This window comes from Microlunatus sp. Gsoil 973, from assembly GCF_009707365.1.
Lineage (GTDB): Bacteria > Actinomycetota > Actinomycetes > Propionibacteriales > Propionibacteriaceae > Microlunatus.
Window position 1 is genome coordinate 489,398 of sequence record NZ_CP046122.1, and the last position, 14,706, is coordinate 504,103.

Here is a 14,706-nt window from a genome sequence, read left to right on the forward strand (position 1 = left end):
TCGGCGTGGAGCCATCCTACTCCGGGGTCGATGTCAAGTTCCTGTGTCACATTCCTGAGGCATCCCCACGAACGGGGAACGCGGCCGCGCCGACTGACCTAGCATGGACACGTCCAGGAACGGGTCGTCGAAGCGCTTTGGGGGAGGCGCGCGACCGGATGATCTTGCGGGATCTCTTTCCTGGTAGGGGGAACATCATGAGGAGAGTTCTGTCGGTAGTAGCCGCTGCGATCTTGATCGGTCTCGTCGGGCTGACACCGGCCTACGCCGCTCCGGCCAACTGGGGACAAGAAGTGAAGGCGTGCAACTCCAGTGATTGCTATCCACTGGACACGTCCCGGGGAGGTTATGTCCGCGTCCAAGCGGCGGACGAGCAAGGTCCCGGATACGCGTGGGAGATTCACAACCTGGCACATCCAGGCAATTCCCACTGACGCAGGGGTCGAAGTCGACGGTCATGATTCGGATGCGGAAGTCCGTGCTGCGCGGAATTGCGGCCGCCGGGGTTGCGGCCGCGATCGCCGTGACCGGTGTCGGGACGGCCGACGCCTCGCCGGCCATCGGACGGGTGGTGTCGGCCAACCCGGCGAACTACACGCCGAACATCAAGAACGGAGCCGCGTACAAAGCTGCAGAAGCCAACGGCATGCTCTACGTGGGCGGCTCGTTCACCTCGGTCACCGCAGCGACCGGTACGGCGCCGGCCGGCACGTTCAGCCGCAGCAGGATTCTGGCTTTCGATGCAGCGACCGGGGCGATCTCGCGGTCATTCGCACCGAAGGTCAACGGGGACGTCTGGGCGATCGTGCCGAGCGGTAAGTGGCTCTACATCGGCGGATCGTTCACCGCCGTGAACGGCGTCGCCCGGCGGGGGTGGCCAAGATCAACGCGACGACCGGTGCGGTGGACAGGGCGTTCAATGCCCGGCTCACCAAGGGGCAGGTCACAGACGCTGCGATCGTGAAGGGCCGGTTGATCATCTCCGGCACCTTCCCGAAGAAGATCAAGTCGATCCGCCGCGTCACGGGCGCAGGGACCAAGTACCTCCGGATCACGGTGAGGGGCAGCGTCGCGTGGAACGCCGGTCCGGTTGAGGTGTACCGGTTCGCCGTCAACTCGGCCGGCACTCGACTGGTCGGTGTGGGGAACTTCAGCAAAGTCGGCGGCGCGACCCACTACCGCGCCTTCATGCTCAACCTTGGACCGACAGCAGCCAGGGTGAGTGCCTGGCGCTACGCACCCTTGAAACGGATGTGCTCGGCGTCCGAGCTTCCCGACTACATGCGCGATGTCGACTTCTCCCCGGACGGGAGATACTTCGTGTTCGCCTCGACCGGGTATGTGCCGAAGTCGGGTCAGATCGGCAAGACACTGTGCGATGCCGCCGCCCGGTTCGAGACCGCGAAGCTGTCTCCGCGCCGGCCGACCTGGATCAACTACACCGGCGGCGACACGCTCCACTCGGTGGCGGTCACCGACCGTGCCGTCTACGTGCAGGGACACAACCGCTGGCTGAACAACCCGCACGGGAAGGACACCGCGGGTAAAGGTGCAGTGAGGCGACCGGGCATCGGCGCGATCAACCCGAAAACCGGCCGTGCGCTGCCCTGGAATCCGACCAAGAACAGGGGTGTCGGGGGCAAGGACCTGCTCGTAACATCACGTGGCCTGTGGGTCGCCAGCGACACCACGCACATCGGTGGCGAGGTTCACAAACGGATCGCGCTGATGCCCTGACCGGCCGCGGACCACCGCGAACCGCGGGACAACCCCCCTGGACATCACATCTAGAGCTTGTATCCGATGGTGCGCAGGAGTTGGTGACGGTCGGCGACATCGGACTCGGTCTCGACCCCGAGCGGCGGCTCGCCGTCGATCACTCCGGCAACGCCGCGGCCCCGGTCGCTGACCGCGACCAGGATCTGCAGGGGATTGGCGGTTGCACAGAAGATCGTGCACACCTCAGGCACCTGCTTGACCTGGTTGAGAACGTTGACCGGGAAGCCCTGGCGAAGCATGATCACGAAGACGTGGCCGGCAGCGATCCGGGTTGCTGCCGCGATGGCGAGATTGATCAAGTCGTCGTCGTTGCCCGACCTGCGGATCAGCCGCGGTCCGGAGGCCTCGCAGAACGCGATACCGAACAAGAGCTGCGAAGCCACGCCGACCAGAGCCTCATGCAGATCCTCGACTGTCTTGATGAAGTGCGACTGTCCCACGATGACGTTGACGTCGTCGGGCTTCTCGAGCGTGACCAGGTCCCATTCCACGCTCTCAGGGTTGCCGGGCCGCAATGGCGGGTCCAGGGCCCAAGGTCACCTGGCGCCGGTGCCGCAACACTTCGAGCGGAGCAGGTCGGCCACATCCGTGAGCGCCACCTCGATCCGTCCGTACACCCGCGGGTTGAGCAGCACCTTGCCGTCGAAGTCGCCGGCGGAGGCGAACACCGCGACCGGGATGGTCAGCGCCTGGAAGAAGCCGAAGAGCGGACGCAGCGCGTGTTCCAAAACCAGTGCATGGTGATCGCCGCCGCCGGTCGCTGCCAGCAGTACGGGCTTGTTGGCCAGCGCGTACTGGTCGACGAGATCGAAGAAATGCTTGAACATTCCCGGATAGGAGCCGCGGTACACCGGCACGGCCGCAATCAGCAGATCGGCGTGTTCGGCACGCTGCAGCGTCGCCTCGAGTTCGGCGTCGGTGTCCTCACGGTCGGTGGTCAGTCCGAAGGACGCGCCGAGCCGGTAGACATCGATCCGCTCAACGGTGATCGGCAGCAGCGTCGACAGCGTTTGAAGGATGACGTTGACCAGTCCCATCGTCTTCGACTTCTCGTGGGGACTGCCGTTGATCACCACGACACGCAGTGAAGCGCCCGCAGCGGCATCAGTCGCAGTGGCATCAGATGCGGTGGTCTTGTCCGCCGCCGTAGCGGCAGCCCGTTCGGTTGACGCGGTGGTCATGCCGACACCATCGTCCGCGCCCCGATCTCGCGGCGCACCACCGGTGCGACCTCGGTGCCGAGCCGTTCGATCGCCTCGAGATGCTGCTGCTGAGCCATGCCACCGAAGCCCATCTGGATGATCGCTCGGTTCAGGCCGTACAGCTGGTGATAGCCGAGCAACTTGTCGATCACCTCCTGCGGGCTGCCGACGATCAAGCCGGCTGCCGCAGAGGCCTGGGCGTCGAACGCGGCACGCGGCAGCAGGAATCCCTTGCCCCGTTGATGGTTGTTGTCCATCATGCCCTGCGCGAAGGACGGGTACATGACGTCGCGGGCCTGTTGACTCGTACTGCCGACGTAGCCGTGCACGTTGATGCTGATCGGCATCGTCCCGGCGTCGTGGCCGGCCTGGGCGGCGGCCGCCCGGTACAGCTCGACCGTCTCCTGATGGAACGTCATCGGCCCGAGCAGCAGCGCCAGCGCCATCGGCAGGCCGAGTCGGCCGGTGCTGATCGCCGAGGCCGGTGACCCGCCGACACCGACCCAGATCGGAATGGTGCTGCCGACGGCGCGTGGCGCGATGTCGGCATCGGTCAGCGGGGGGCGGAAGCGCCCGGACCAGGTCAGCGGGTTCTGCTCCCTGATCTTGAGCAGCAGATCGAGCTTCTCGCGGAACAGCTCGGAGTAGTCGGCCAGGTCATAGCCGAACAGTGGGAACGATTCGGTGTACGAGCCGCGTCCGGCGATGATCTCGGCACGGCCGGCAGAGAGCAGGTCGATGGTCGCGAACTGCTCCCAGACCCGCACCGGGTCCTCTGAGCTGAGCACCGTGACCGAGCTGGTGAGCCGGATGGTCCGAGTCGCCTGCGCCGCCGCCGCGAGCAGGACCGCCGGCGCCGATCCGACGAAGTCGCTTCGGTGATGTTCGCCGACTCCAAACACATCCAATCCGACCTCGTCGGCGAGCTTCGCCTGCTCGATCGAGTCCGCCACCCGCCGGCGCGGCGACGGCAGATCACCGCTGATCGGGTCCCTGGCAACCTCTCCGAAGGTCATGATGCCGATCTCGAACGACATGGGAATTCCTTTCCGGGTGCCGGCCGCCCGGTGCGGCCGCCACTCGCAGTAATCTGCTTGCACAAGCAAATATTCCCCTATTCGGGACGATCCGGTCCCGGGTCGGCTACCGTTGGCGATCGTGGCGACGGAGAAGCTGGGGGAGCTCGAGGATCGCGCCTGGCGCGGCTTCCTGTACACCCACGATCGGATCTGGCGCGAAGTGGAGGCGAACCTGGCTTCGCTGAACGTGTCGATGGCCGAGTACAGCGTGCTGGCACTGCTCGGGGAGGCCGGCCGTGGCGGGATGCGTATGTCCGAACTCGCCCAGCGACGAGTGATGTCGATCGGCGGATTCTCCCGGCTCGCGGACCGGCTCGAACGTCGTGGACTGATCCAACGACAGCGCGCGGCAGATGACGGCCGCGGTTACACCGTGGTGCTGACGACGCAGGGCCGGGCGCTCCTCCGCAAGGCCTGGCGGCAACAGCACAGCGATCTGCGGCGGCTGTTCTTCGACCGACTCGACGACGACGATCTCCGGCACCTCGCCGAGATCTGGGCGCGTCTCGAGCCCGGGAGCTGACCGGTCCCGAGCTGCCTCAACGACGAACGGCCCGGCAGATTCGGGTCCAAGGACCCTGCGCATCCGGCGCCCGGTTCCCGTTGGATGAGAACTGGGGTCCGGGGACCATCTCGCGACTCCTATCACCTGATCCGGCCGACCGCCGGCACAGGGAGAACACCCTGCAGGTTTGCGCCCCGGACCCAGGCGGAACCTCATCGATACCGCACTTCTAGGTCTGCCAATGACTGCACACAGCGACATCATGATTCCACTGGACGCCGGTCAGTGCCGTGCGTTCCTCGCCGCCGGGTCGACGGGTCGGGTTGGTTGGTCATCGCCCTCGGGCCACGTCGTGGCGCCGGTCCACTACATCTTCCTCGATCCGGTCATCGATCTGCAGCCCGTGCCGCACGACGCCCTTGCCGACCTGGCCCGGCCCACCCAGGTCGCCTTCCAGGTCGACAACCTGGATTGCGACGGCGGCGAGGCGCTGATCGTGCTGATCCGCGGGAGGTCACATCCGGCAGCCCAGCCGCAACCGTCGGCGGTCGCGGACGACGGGAATCCGTTCGTCGACGTCGGCTGGTTCCCGATCGAGATCGAGATCGACGCGATCACCGGTCACCTGATCATCAAAGAGCTCGGTCTCCCGCCGCTCGCCGTCCATTCGCCGATGATCATGCCCGGTCGCTAGCGACCCGCCGACGGCAGCCTGATGCCGTACCTGACGCCGAGAAGTCGAACGATCACGCAGACCAGCGCGCCGAGGGTCGGGAACAGCGGGCTGGTACTGCCGATCTCATGCCCCAGCACCAGGACTGCGGCGCCCAACATGGCCGGGACCGCGTACAGGCCCTCGCGCAGGACGGTCGGCACCTCACGCAGCAGCAGGTCCCGCACCATACCGCCGCCGATGCCGGTGATCATCCCCAGCAGTACGGCCTGGACCGGACCCAGCCCGGATTGCAGGGCCTTGGTTGCGCCGGTGACCGCGAACAGGCTGAGGCCGAAGGCGTCGAAGACCATCACGCCACGCTCGACCCGCAACAGAACCGATCCGGCCAGGAAGCAGACCAGGCCGGCGATGCCGGCGGCCGCCAGGTAGCGCCAGTCGCGGAAGGTGGCGGGAGGAACACCGATCAGCAGGTCGCGGATGACACCGCCTGCCAACGCGACGACCCCGGCAAGCACCACGACGCCGAGGAGATCGAGCCGGGCACGGACGGCCGCCAGCCCGCCACTGAGTCCGAAGACGAACGTTCCGACCAGGTTCAGGCCCAGGATGAGGCGCGGATCGAAGCCGACCGGGACATCCACGCCAGCAATGTACCGTCCGCGGCACGGCTGCGGCCCGGTCGAACCGATGTCAGGATCAGATAGTGATCGGTCAGCCTCGCTCATTGCCGAGCGTGGGCCGGGATGACACGGTTGGTCCATGATCGAAACTGCGACGACGCGCGTGCCACTGTTCGACCGGGCCGACGAGGACTTCGTCGAGCACTTCGCCAGGGAGGGCTTCGCGCTGCTGCGCGACGCGTTGACGCCCGAGCAGGTCAAGGCCGTCAACGACGATGCGCTCAAGCTGTGTCGCGGTGATCTCGGCCAGATCAGCTTCCGGGGACCCGACGCCAGTGCCATCCTGGCCCGCGAACAGGCGGTCGCCGCCGCCCGTGACGACGACGAGGCGGTGCTGCGGCAGTATCTTTGCATCCATTACCCGCACAAGGTGTCCCAGGCCAGCCTGGCGGCGCTGAAGGAACCGCGGATCGTGGACGCGCTGACCAAGGTCATCGGGCCGAACGTCAAGGCGATGCAGTCGATGCTGTTCATCAAGTCCGAGGGGAAGCCCGGCCAGGCGTGGCACCAGGACGAGTTCTTCATCCCCACCCGGGATCGCTCGCTGACCGCGGTCTGGGTCGCCCTGGACGATGCCACCATCGAGAACGGCTGCCTGTGGGTGCTGCCCGGTTCGCACGCCCGCGGTGTGATCTATCCGGCCCGGGAGCAGGACGACCCGCGCTTCGACTGCAGCACCGAGGCGTACGACTTCCCCTACACGGATGAGGATTCCATCCCGGTGGAGATCCCGTCCGGCACGGCGGTGATCTTCAACGGCTACCTGCTGCATCGTTCGCTGCAGAACTCCGGTAAGCACGGCTACCGCCGGGCGCTGACCAATCACTACATGAGTGCGGAGTCGCTGCTGCCGTGGTTCGGGCCGCGGGAGGGCGAGCACATGGGCATTGCCGACTACCGCGACATAATCATGGTCGCCGGTGAGGATCCGTACGCCTACAAGGGAACCGAGGACATCGCCCGGCCGTCGTCCCGGCCCGACAAGGAGGGCGGCTGCGACCGTTGATCAACGTCGTCAGGCGGCGCGACCGATGGTGCTGTCGCGGACGACGATCTCGAAGTCGACGTACTGATCGGTCTGCTCGATGGGCTGGTCGTCGATCTGCCGGAGGAGATAGTCGACGGCCGTCCGGGCCACGACGTCGGTCTGCGCCCTGACCGACGTCAAGGGCGGCCAGGCGTACTGTGCCTGGGTGATGTCGTCCCAGCCCATCACCGCGACGTCGTCGGGGACGCGCACCCCCTGCCGGTGCAGCACAGACAGGGCACCGATCGCCAGCATGTCTGAGAAGCAGAAGACCGCGTCCGGACGTTCGGGCAGGTCGAGCAGCCGGCTCATCGCCGACGCGCCCTGGTCGAAGTGGAAGTTCGCGACCCGCGGTTCCAACCGTTCGTCGGTCGCCAGGCCGGCCGTGGTGAGCGCGTCGCGGTAGCCGGTGATCCGGACGCCCCAGGTTCCGCGTGGGGTGTCGCTGATGGTGCCGATGGCTGCGATCCGCCGACGGTCGAGGGAGAGTAGGTGTTGGGTCGCCGCTCGGGCTGCGGCGACATTGTCGACGCCCACGTAGGGCACGCCCGCCGGGTGGGTCCACTCGCCCAGGACGACGAGTGGTTGGGCATCCCGGGCGGCGGACACGTCCTCGGCGGCCAGCTTGAGCGGGGACAGGATCAGTCCGTCCAGCGCCTGCGGTCCGATCCCGCGGACCGCCCGCAGCTCCCGGTCGAGGTCGCCGCCGGTCTGGTCGATCAGCAACGTGTAGCCGCGCTGCTCGGCGGCTTCGGTGAGCAGTGCCGCGAGCTCGCCGAAGTAGGGCGCCTGCAGGTTGGGCAGCGCCACGCCGATGATCCCGATCTTCCCCGTCCGGAGAGTGCGCGCCGACTGGTTCGGTACGTAGTCGAGCTTGTCGATCGCCGCCCGGACCCGCTCTGTGGTCCGCTCGGACATGAACGGATAGCCGTTCAGGTAGTTGGACACGGTTTTCGGGGAGACCCCCGCCTCCCGCGCCACATCGACCAGTCGAGCCTTCATTCGCAGGAGACTAGCCCCTACGGTGGGCGTTGTGAGGATCGCGACCTGGAATGTCAACTCGATCAAACAGCGGATGCCACGCTTCCTGCCCTGGCTGGACGAGCGCGCCCCCGACGTCGTCTGCCTGCAGGAGCTGAAACTCGATGATCTTGGCTTCGCCGGGCTGCTCGGCGCGGAGTTGGAACGTCGCGGCTACCAGTCGGCCGTGCATGGCGAGGCGCAGTGGAACGGCGTCGCCGTGCTGTCCCGGGTCGGCCTGGACGAGGTCGAGGTCGGCATCCCCGACGGCCCTGGATTCCCCCATGTCGAGGCGCGGGCGGTGGCCGCCACCTGTGCCGGGGTCCGGGTGCATTCGCTGTACGTCCCCAACGGCCGGGTGCCCGATTCGGACCATTACCGGTACAAGCTGTCCTGGCTGGCCAAGCTGCGCGACCAGATCGCTGCCGGGCCACGCGCCGTGGTGGTCTGCGGCGACATGAACATCGCGCCGACCGACGCCGACGTCTACGACCCGGAGGCCTACCTCGGGCAGACCCACGTGACCGAGCCGGAGCGCGCCGCGTTGCAGGAGCTGCTCGACGTCGGTCTGCACGACGTGGTCCGGGAGCACTGGCCGACCGAACGGGTCTTCAGTTACTGGGACTACCGGGCCGGGATGTTCCATCGTGATCTCGGTATGCGCATCGACCTGGTCCTGGCCGGCGATCCGGTCGCCGGCAGGGTCAAGGCCGCCTGGGTGGATCGCCAGGCACGCAAGGGCAAGGGACCGAGCGATCATGCCCCCGTGATCGTTGATCTTGACCAGGCACCCGACGGGGACATCGGTCCGGTGGTGCCGCCGCCGTCGAATCCGTTGACCCGCAAGGGCGCGGTCAAGCTTCCGCAGTCCCGCTGATCCAGCGATCGGCTAATGGTCGGACGGGAGGTACGACGCCAGCACGGGCCGATACTCGAGCCCGAGTTTGGCATACAGCCGGCGGGCTGGGGCGTTGTCGTCGTCGACCATCAGCCCGACGGCACCGCGCTCGGTGATCGCAGTGTCGGCGACCAACCGGCAGACCTGCTCGCCCAGGCCGTGGCCCCGGTGGTCCGGGTCGACCGCGACACCGACCAGATAGCCGACGGTCGGTGCGGACCAGCCGAGCCCGGCGACGGCGACCAGCCGGTCGTGGTCGTCACGGATACCTGCCCAGCCCTCAACTCCCGGGTCGCCCGGCTGGGCGTCGCTGTCGATGTGGGCCCGGTCCAGCAGTTCCGCGACGTCGTCGAGTTGATCATCGCTGAGCCAGGTCGCCCGGCTCGGGGCATGATCGAGGGGTTCTCGGCGATCCATCCAGCCGAAGGGTGCGCGGATCCGGAGACGGTGGCCATCGGGCAGTTGGACCATGTCGGCGATCTTGCGGATCAGCGTCGGATCCCCGATCGGCCGGAAGGTCGGGCCGACCTCCTCGATCACCAGTCCGATCAGGCCGGCCGCCCCGGCGACCGAGCCGCAGAGAGCGATCCGGTCCTTGGTGGCCAGCGCCGGACAGGCGACCGCCACCGCATCACCGTCGTCGGTCGCCCACGCCCTGGCCCGGCCCGCGGGCCGGTCGACGAATCCCTGTGCCGTCCACTCGCACAGCAGATTCCCGCCGGTCAGGCCGCCCAGGTCCTCCAGATCGCTGATGTCGCGCACCGGTCCATCCTGTCAGGACCGTGGATCGAGCAGACCCCGGTAGCTGCGATGGACGGTCACCGCCACCAGGGCGGTGACCACCGCCTTGATCAGATCGCCCGGGATGAACACCAGCGACCCCAGCGCCGACGTGGTCAGCGGCAGCCCGGTGACGACGCTGGTCCACGGCACGCCGACGGCGTAGATCACCAGAATCCCGCCGACGATCGCCGCCAGCGCCACGGCGAGGTAGCGAGCCAGGGTGTTGCGGCGCCGGATCGCCCAGTGCGTGACGATCAGCCCGACCACCAGGGCGCCGGGGATCCAGCCGACGAGATACCCGCCGGTGGGTCCGACCAGGACGCCGAGTCCGCCACGGCCGCCGGCAAGGATCGGCAGCCCGCACAGCGAAAGCACGACAACGATCAGCGCCGACAACATCCCACGGACCGGCCCGAGCAGGGCGCCGGCCAGCATCACGCCGAGGGTCTGCAGGGTGATCGGTACGGGAATGATCCCGATCGAGATCGGTGGCACCAGGCCCATGGCCGCGATCAGCGCGGCAAAGGTCGCGATCAGCACGGTGTTCCGGGTGCTGCTGACCCGCTCGGTGCTGTTGGGTGGATCGTTCACGGTGGTCACGATGGCTCCTCGGTGGGTTGGGTCGTGTCGTAGGCACGGGCGTCGATCGCCTCGGCGATCTGATCGGCCGACTGCAGGGTGCGGATGATCAACGGCACCAGCGTGGCCACCGGGCGGTGCTGCAGGCCGCGCGCATATTGCGCCTCCCGGATCCCCTGGTAGGTGTCGCGCAGGTCCGGAATGAACCGCACCGTCAGCGAGAGGGCGAGGCTGATCCGTGCCGGGTTCAGCCCGATGCGAGCCGTCGGGGCGACGATGCGCTCGACCACCGCGAGGAACTCCGCGAACCGGGTGCTCAGGCTGATCGCGTACGCCAACAGGCACAGCGTGATCAGCCGCAGTCCGCTGAGCCGGGCGCCGGGCCAGCCTCCAGTCAGACCGGTCATGATCACGACCGCCCCGATGATGATCACCAGGCCGGCTATCGGGCGGACCAGTCGGGCGACCGGCACCCGGGTGGCCAGCAGGGCGACCACCGCGATCAGCAGGGTGCCTGCGAGCGCGGGCCACCAGGTGATCAGGTACAACCCGATGCCGGCGCCGAAGAGAACCGAGAACTTGACCGCCGGTGGGATCCGGTTGAGTACGCCGTCCGGCCCGCTCACCGGACCTGCTTCCGATCACCCAGGTCCTGATCGCACAGGTCCTGATCAGGCAGGTCCTGATCACACAGGTCCTGATCACACAGGTCCCGGTAGTAGGCGATGGCCTCCTCGGCCGGTGCATCGGCGGCAACGCGGCCGTCGTGCAAAACGATCACCCGCGAGTATCCGGCCGCCAGGTCAAGGTCGTGGGTGACCAGGATCGCCCGCTGCGGCAAGGTGTCGATCACCCGCTGCAGCCGCCGACGGTTGGCCAGGTCGAGCATCGTCGTCGGCTCGTCGAAGATGATCAGCGACGGCTCCATCACCAGCACGGCCGCCAGTGCGACAAGCTGCTTCTCACCGCCGCTGAGGGTGTGGGACTCGCGATCCGCCAGTTCGGACAACCCGAGGCCGGCCAACACCGCCGCGATCCGCAGGTCTGCCTCGGCCCGGGACAGCCCGAGATTGCGGCAGCCGAAGGCAAGGTCATCGGCGACCACCGGCATGACGATCTGGTTCTCCGGGTTCTGGAAGACGAAACCCACAAGGCGCCGGATCTGCTTGTCGTGCCGGCCGACGACCAGGTCGCCGATCCGCACCTCACCGGAGCTGGGCCGGACCAGGCCGTTGAGCAACCGGACCAGGGTGCTCTTGCCCGAGCCGTTCAGTCCGATGACGGCGATCCGCTCGTCGTCCAGCGCGAGATCGACGTCCCGCAACACCGGACGGCCGTCCCGCACCACCGACACTCCGGACAACCGGACCGGTCCGGCGGCAGCGCCCGCGGATCCCAGCAACTCCCGCCTCCACGACTTGAACGATGTTCAACATGAACGGCGTTCAAGTTAGCCGCCGAATTGCGCTACCGTCAAGCCATGAGGCTGTCGCGCGAGGCCGTGGTCACTGGAGCGTTCGCGATCCTCGATCGCTACGGCCTCGGCGACCTGACGATGCGCCGGCTCGCGGCCGAACTCGGAGTCCAGGCAGGGGGCCTGTACTGGCACTTCGCCAACAAACAGACACTGCTTGCTGCGATGTCGGACGTGATCACCGGGAGCATCACGAGTGAGAGGGCCGACAGCGGCCCTGGTGGAGGAGCTGAGTGGCGCGCCGACCTGGCCGGGATCAGTGATGCGTTCCGCAGGGCGTTGCTCGTCCACCGGGACGGCGCTGAGCTGGTGGCGGCCGGTTACGCACTGCGGCCGGGCTCGGGGCAGCCGCTGGAATCGATGATCAAGATCATGGACCGCGCGGGGCTGCCCGACCCGGAAGCCCGGGCCGCGGCAGCCGCGCTGGTCCATTTCGTTCTCGGCCATGCCGCCGAGGTGCAGGCCCATGATCAACTCCGGGTCGCCGGAGCGTTACCTCAGGACCATGATCGGGTACCGGACGCCGATGCGGCGTTCAGCGTAGGGCTGGAGATCTTTCTTGACGGGGTTGCTGCACGGTGCGCAACGACCGGGCAGCGGTCCAGCCGATCATCGCCAGGGCGATGATCACCAGCACCACCTGCTCGATGTCCGCCGCACCACCAGCCCGGACGGCGGGGAACATGCCGACCCAGCAGTAGGTGATCACCGCACCCGCCGCCAGGCCGAGGGGGACCGGACCGCTGCCGCGGCGGTGCCAGGCCCTCATGATCAACACGGCGGCGAGCCAGATCGCCAGCAGGGCTGCGGTGCCCAACCAAGGCGACAGTCCGGGCAGTTTGTTGACCACCTGGAAGGCGCCGGTGGCCACTGCCGCGAAGAGTGCCGACAGAGCCGTGCTCTGCAGCGTCGCCGGGACAGCCTGGGTCTGTCGGCGGCGCCGGCTGATCGCGGCGACGACGGCCAGGGCGGCGGCGACCGCAGCTGCCGCGAGCCGCAACGCCGGGGCGGCGAAGTGATGGTCATCGGAGAAGACGCTGAAGACGGCGGTCGCTGCTGCGGCAAGGACGAAGATCACCAGGCAGACGATCGTGCCGATCCTGCCCAGCCAGGGTTCGGTGCCACGCCCGCCGGGATCGGCGCGGCCGTACCAGGCCTCGGTGATCGCGATCGGTGTGGCGATGCTCCAGATGACGTGCAGGCTGATCACGAACACCGTCCACGGTGCGCCGATGCCGAGCCCGGGCAGGTAGCCCGGCTCGATCAGACTCAGTCCGAGATAGTGCGGGTTGAACAGGCTCTGGGTGATCAATCCTTCTTCGAAGATTCCGTAGCCGAGTGCCAGCAGGAGGAGACCGGTCCAGCCGATCCGCAGCCGGCGGGCCAGCTCACGGATCAGGACTGCGGCCATGCCGTAGAACGCCATGAACATGACGAACATGACGATCTGTTGGGGTGCGGCGGCCAACCCGGCGAGGTATTGGTCACCGAGCAGGAACTCCGCGACGAACGGGGAGAGTGCCGCGAGCATGATCACGGGTCGGATTTTGGTTCGCACCCGTTCAGTGTTGTGCGCCGGCGCACCGTGCGCCGATGACAATTCTCACGATCCTCAGGTGGCAGGTGTCAATTGTTTGCGGTCGTTGGGGCGGCTCTCGTCGGGCCCCGGCTCGCTGTGCTGGTCATCGAGGATGGCCGGACTCGACGGTCCGCGGGCAGGGCGGCCACGCAGGGCAAGCAACGACGCCACCAACAGCACCAGACCGAGCGCCGGGGTGATCGCGGCGATCAGGTTCTGCCACCAGAGGTAGGTCTTCTCGATGTCGTCGCCGCTCTTGAGGAACTTGTACGGCGCCGTCACCACCCAGCCGACGAACAGGAAGCCGATGATCCGGTACCAGGTCGGCCAGTGGGAGCGGGTGGCGTACAACAGGCCGAGCGGAGCGATCCAGACGAAATGGTGGGACCAGGAGACCGGTGAGGCGAGCAGCGTGGCCAAGCCGCACAACGACACAGCGGCGGCCTCGTCGCCATGCCGGTGCCAAGCGACCGCGACGACGACGCCAAGGACGGCGGCCAGTGCGGAGACGGCGAGCCCGACCCCGTTGCCGATCGCGTTGTAGCCGAGGATCCGGGTGGCCGCGCCGAGCACCGATTGGTTGATCTCGTAGATGATGCTGCTGCCCAGCCCGGTGTCACCGTGCGCCAACCGCGACCAGAAGGTGACCGACGGGCCGGGTGCGATCACCAGCGCCAGGACCGCTGTGATGATCATGGTCGCGATCGCGACCACGGCGGCGCGGAACCTCCGGATGGCCAACAGGTAGACGAAGAACAGGCCGGGAGTGAGCTTGATCGCGGCGGCCAGCCCGACCAGCAGCCCCTCCGGCAACCAGCGACGGCCGCGGCGGAGCGGGACCAGCCGTGGACCGGGAACCAGGTCCAGCAGCACCAGGCCGACCAGGAAGACGCCCAACTGACCGAAGGCGATGGTCTGGTTGATCGGCTCGACGACCCGGACGGCCGCCGCACTGATCAGGCTGAGTCGCCACCCGGTCAGACCGAACCGCCGCAGGATCGCGATCACCGTCAGCGCGACCGCGATCGCCCAGCCGATCTGCACCGCGGTGTGCGGCACCCAGGTCAGCGGGACCGCGAGGATCGCGGCGAACGGGGGATAGAGGAACGGCAGGGAGTCGCCGAGGTTATAGGGGTCGCCGCCGCTGAGCAGGGCCCGCCCAGCCCTGAGATAGACACCGAGGTCGACGATGCCGGGCTTCCACGGCACCAAGGGGGCGCCGAAACTCGTTCCGGCGACGAACACCGCTACCAGGCAGGGCAGCACGCAGACCGCGATGCCGCGCGCGACGCGAACGCCCGGGTGCGAGCGCTCGGTACGTGCGGGACCGGCTTGCCCGTGATCGGGGTTCTGGGGTTTCTTTCCGGCAGGCTCCATCGACCACGAACCTACCGGCTAACCCTCTGGGTTCGGCTAAATCGGCGT

The 14,706-nt window shown here is 67.6% G+C and carries 18 protein-coding genes; 7 read left to right on the forward strand and 11 right to left on the reverse strand.

Annotated features, from left to right (window positions below; translation table 11 throughout):
- Positions 1-466 precede the first annotated feature (466 nt).
- Positions 467-964: a hypothetical protein gene (locus tag GJV80_RS02250; RefSeq protein WP_154686519.1), complete on the forward strand. Its 498-nt coding sequence runs from the start codon at positions 467-469 to the stop codon at positions 962-964.
- Positions 874-1,737: a hypothetical protein gene (locus GJV80_RS02255; RefSeq protein WP_154686520.1), complete on the forward strand. Its 864-nt coding sequence runs from the start codon at positions 874-876 to the stop codon at positions 1,735-1,737. The genes GJV80_RS02250 and GJV80_RS02255 overlap by 91 nt, the downstream gene beginning before the upstream one ends.
- Positions 1,738-1,787: 50 nt before the next feature.
- On the opposite strand, the gene GJV80_RS02260 is transcribed toward GJV80_RS02255, so the two are convergent.
- From GJV80_RS02260 to GJV80_RS02270, 3 genes are read right to left on the reverse strand one after another with little or no spacing between them, the layout of a single operon-like run.
- The gene (locus GJV80_RS02260; protein ID WP_154686521.1) at positions 1,788-2,270 is read right to left on the reverse strand and encodes an adenosine-specific kinase; all 483 of its coding nucleotides are present in this window, start codon (positions 2,268-2,270) and stop codon (positions 1,788-1,790) included.
- Between the two features lie 45 nt (positions 2,271-2,315).
- A complete protein-coding gene (locus GJV80_RS02265) occupies positions 2,316-2,960 on the reverse strand; it encodes an NAD(P)H-dependent oxidoreductase (RefSeq protein ID WP_154686522.1) in 645 nt (214 codons plus the stop codon).
- Entirely contained in the window at positions 2,957-4,018 is a 1,062-nt protein-coding gene (locus GJV80_RS02270) for an LLM class flavin-dependent oxidoreductase (RefSeq protein WP_154686523.1), read from the reverse strand. The genes GJV80_RS02265 and GJV80_RS02270 overlap by 4 nt, the downstream gene beginning before the upstream one ends.
- A 121-nt stretch (positions 4,019-4,139) precedes the next feature.
- Here GJV80_RS02270 and GJV80_RS02275 point away from each other — a divergent pair, with 121 nt between their 5' ends.
- Positions 4,140-4,583 carry a MarR family winged helix-turn-helix transcriptional regulator gene (locus GJV80_RS02275; protein WP_154686524.1) on the forward strand — a complete coding sequence of 148 codons (444 nt, stop codon included), beginning with the start codon at positions 4,140-4,142 and terminating at the stop codon, positions 4,581-4,583.
- A 223-nt stretch (positions 4,584-4,806) separates the two neighbouring features.
- A complete protein-coding gene (locus tag GJV80_RS02280; protein WP_154686525.1) occupies positions 4,807-5,259 on the forward strand; it encodes a pyridoxamine 5'-phosphate oxidase family protein in 453 nt (150 codons plus the stop codon).
- Here GJV80_RS02280 and GJV80_RS02285 read toward each other — a convergent pair.
- Positions 5,256-5,882, reverse strand: coding sequence for a trimeric intracellular cation channel family protein (locus GJV80_RS02285; RefSeq protein ID WP_230208046.1), 627 nt, complete (start codon positions 5,880-5,882; stop codon positions 5,256-5,258). The genes GJV80_RS02280 and GJV80_RS02285 overlap by 4 nt on opposite strands.
- Positions 5,883-6,000: 118 nt before the next feature.
- Between GJV80_RS02285 and GJV80_RS02290 the strand changes: the two genes are divergently transcribed.
- Complete coding sequence (locus GJV80_RS02290; RefSeq protein ID WP_154686527.1) at positions 6,001-6,927, forward strand: phytanoyl-CoA dioxygenase family protein; 927 nt, start codon at positions 6,001-6,003, stop codon at positions 6,925-6,927.
- A 9-nt stretch (positions 6,928-6,936) separates the two neighbouring features.
- Here GJV80_RS02290 and GJV80_RS02295 read toward each other — a convergent pair whose 3' ends face one another.
- Positions 6,937-7,950, reverse strand: coding sequence for a LacI family DNA-binding transcriptional regulator (locus GJV80_RS02295; protein ID WP_154686528.1), 1,014 nt, complete (start codon positions 7,948-7,950; stop codon positions 6,937-6,939).
- A gap of 31 nt (positions 7,951-7,981) precedes the next feature.
- Here GJV80_RS02295 and GJV80_RS02300 point away from each other — a divergent pair, with 31 nt between their 5' ends.
- Positions 7,982-8,845 carry an exodeoxyribonuclease III gene (locus GJV80_RS02300; RefSeq protein ID WP_230208047.1) on the forward strand — a complete coding sequence of 288 codons (864 nt, stop codon included), beginning with the start codon at positions 7,982-7,984 and terminating at the stop codon, positions 8,843-8,845.
- 12 nt (positions 8,846-8,857) lie between these two features.
- Here the strand turns inward: GJV80_RS02300 and GJV80_RS02305 are convergent, their stop codons facing one another.
- Genes GJV80_RS02305 through GJV80_RS02320 form a run of 4 tightly spaced genes read right to left on the reverse strand, consistent with a single transcriptional unit; the run spans position 8,858 to position 11,630 of the window.
- Positions 8,858-9,628 (reverse strand): GNAT family N-acetyltransferase, encoded by a 771-nt coding sequence (locus tag GJV80_RS02305; RefSeq protein ID WP_154686529.1) that lies wholly within the window; start codon positions 9,626-9,628, stop codon positions 8,858-8,860.
- A 12-nt stretch (positions 9,629-9,640) separates the two neighbouring features.
- Positions 9,641-10,249: a biotin transporter BioY gene (locus GJV80_RS02310; RefSeq protein ID WP_230208048.1), complete on the reverse strand. Its 609-nt coding sequence runs from the start codon at positions 10,247-10,249 to the stop codon at positions 9,641-9,643.
- A complete protein-coding gene (locus GJV80_RS02315; RefSeq protein ID WP_154686530.1) occupies positions 10,246-10,854 on the reverse strand; it encodes an energy-coupling factor transporter transmembrane protein EcfT in 609 nt (202 codons plus the stop codon). Before GJV80_RS02315 ends, GJV80_RS02310 begins: the two co-directional genes overlap by 4 nt.
- Complete coding sequence (locus GJV80_RS02320) at positions 10,851-11,630, reverse strand: energy-coupling factor ABC transporter ATP-binding protein (protein WP_230208049.1); 780 nt, start codon at positions 11,628-11,630, stop codon at positions 10,851-10,853. Before GJV80_RS02320 ends, GJV80_RS02315 begins: the two co-directional genes overlap by 4 nt.
- 78 nt (positions 11,631-11,708) lie before the next feature.
- On the opposite strand from GJV80_RS02320, the gene GJV80_RS02325 reads away from it, so the two are divergent.
- A complete protein-coding gene (locus GJV80_RS02325) occupies positions 11,709-12,329 on the forward strand; it encodes a TetR/AcrR family transcriptional regulator C-terminal domain-containing protein (RefSeq protein WP_154686531.1) in 621 nt (206 codons plus the stop codon).
- Here the strand turns inward: GJV80_RS02325 and GJV80_RS02330 are convergent.
- Entirely contained in the window at positions 12,238-13,239 is a 1,002-nt protein-coding gene (locus tag GJV80_RS02330; RefSeq protein ID WP_154686532.1) for a hypothetical protein, read from the reverse strand. The genes GJV80_RS02325 and GJV80_RS02330 overlap by 92 nt on opposite strands.
- A gap of 75 nt (positions 13,240-13,314) precedes the next feature.
- Positions 13,315-14,658: a glycosyltransferase 87 family protein gene (locus tag GJV80_RS02335; protein WP_154686533.1), complete on the reverse strand. Its 1,344-nt coding sequence runs from the start codon at positions 14,656-14,658 to the stop codon at positions 13,315-13,317.
- Positions 14,659-14,706: the final 48 nt, after the last annotated feature.

What these genes read in the sequence shown, in the direction of transcription:
- GJV80_RS02250 (WP_154686519.1), top strand. Translation starts at nt 467, where the DNA reads ATGCGGAAGTCCGTGCTGCGCGGAATTGCGGCCGCCGGGGTTGCGGCC.
- GJV80_RS02265 (WP_154686522.1), bottom strand. Translation starts at nt 2,960, where the DNA reads ATGACCACCGCGTCAACCGAACGGGCTGCCGCTACGGCGGCGGACAAG.
- GJV80_RS02270 (WP_154686523.1), bottom strand. Translation starts at nt 4,018, where the DNA reads ATGTCGTTCGAGATCGGCATCATGACCTTCGGAGAGGTTGCCAGGGAC.
- GJV80_RS02280 (WP_154686525.1), top strand. Translation starts at nt 4,807, where the DNA reads ATGACTGCACACAGCGACATCATGATTCCACTGGACGCCGGTCAGTGC.
- GJV80_RS02290 (WP_154686527.1), top strand. Translation starts at nt 6,001, where the DNA reads ATGATCGAAACTGCGACGACGCGCGTGCCACTGTTCGACCGGGCCGAC.
- GJV80_RS02295 (WP_154686528.1), bottom strand. Translation starts at nt 7,950, where the DNA reads ATGAAGGCTCGACTGGTCGATGTGGCGCGGGAGGCGGGGGTCTCCCCG.
- GJV80_RS02325 (WP_154686531.1), top strand. Translation starts at nt 11,709, where the DNA reads ATGAGGCTGTCGCGCGAGGCCGTGGTCACTGGAGCGTTCGCGATCCTC.
- GJV80_RS02335 (WP_154686533.1), bottom strand. Translation starts at nt 14,658, where the DNA reads ATGGAGCCTGCCGGAAAGAAACCCCAGAACCCCGATCACGGGCAAGCC.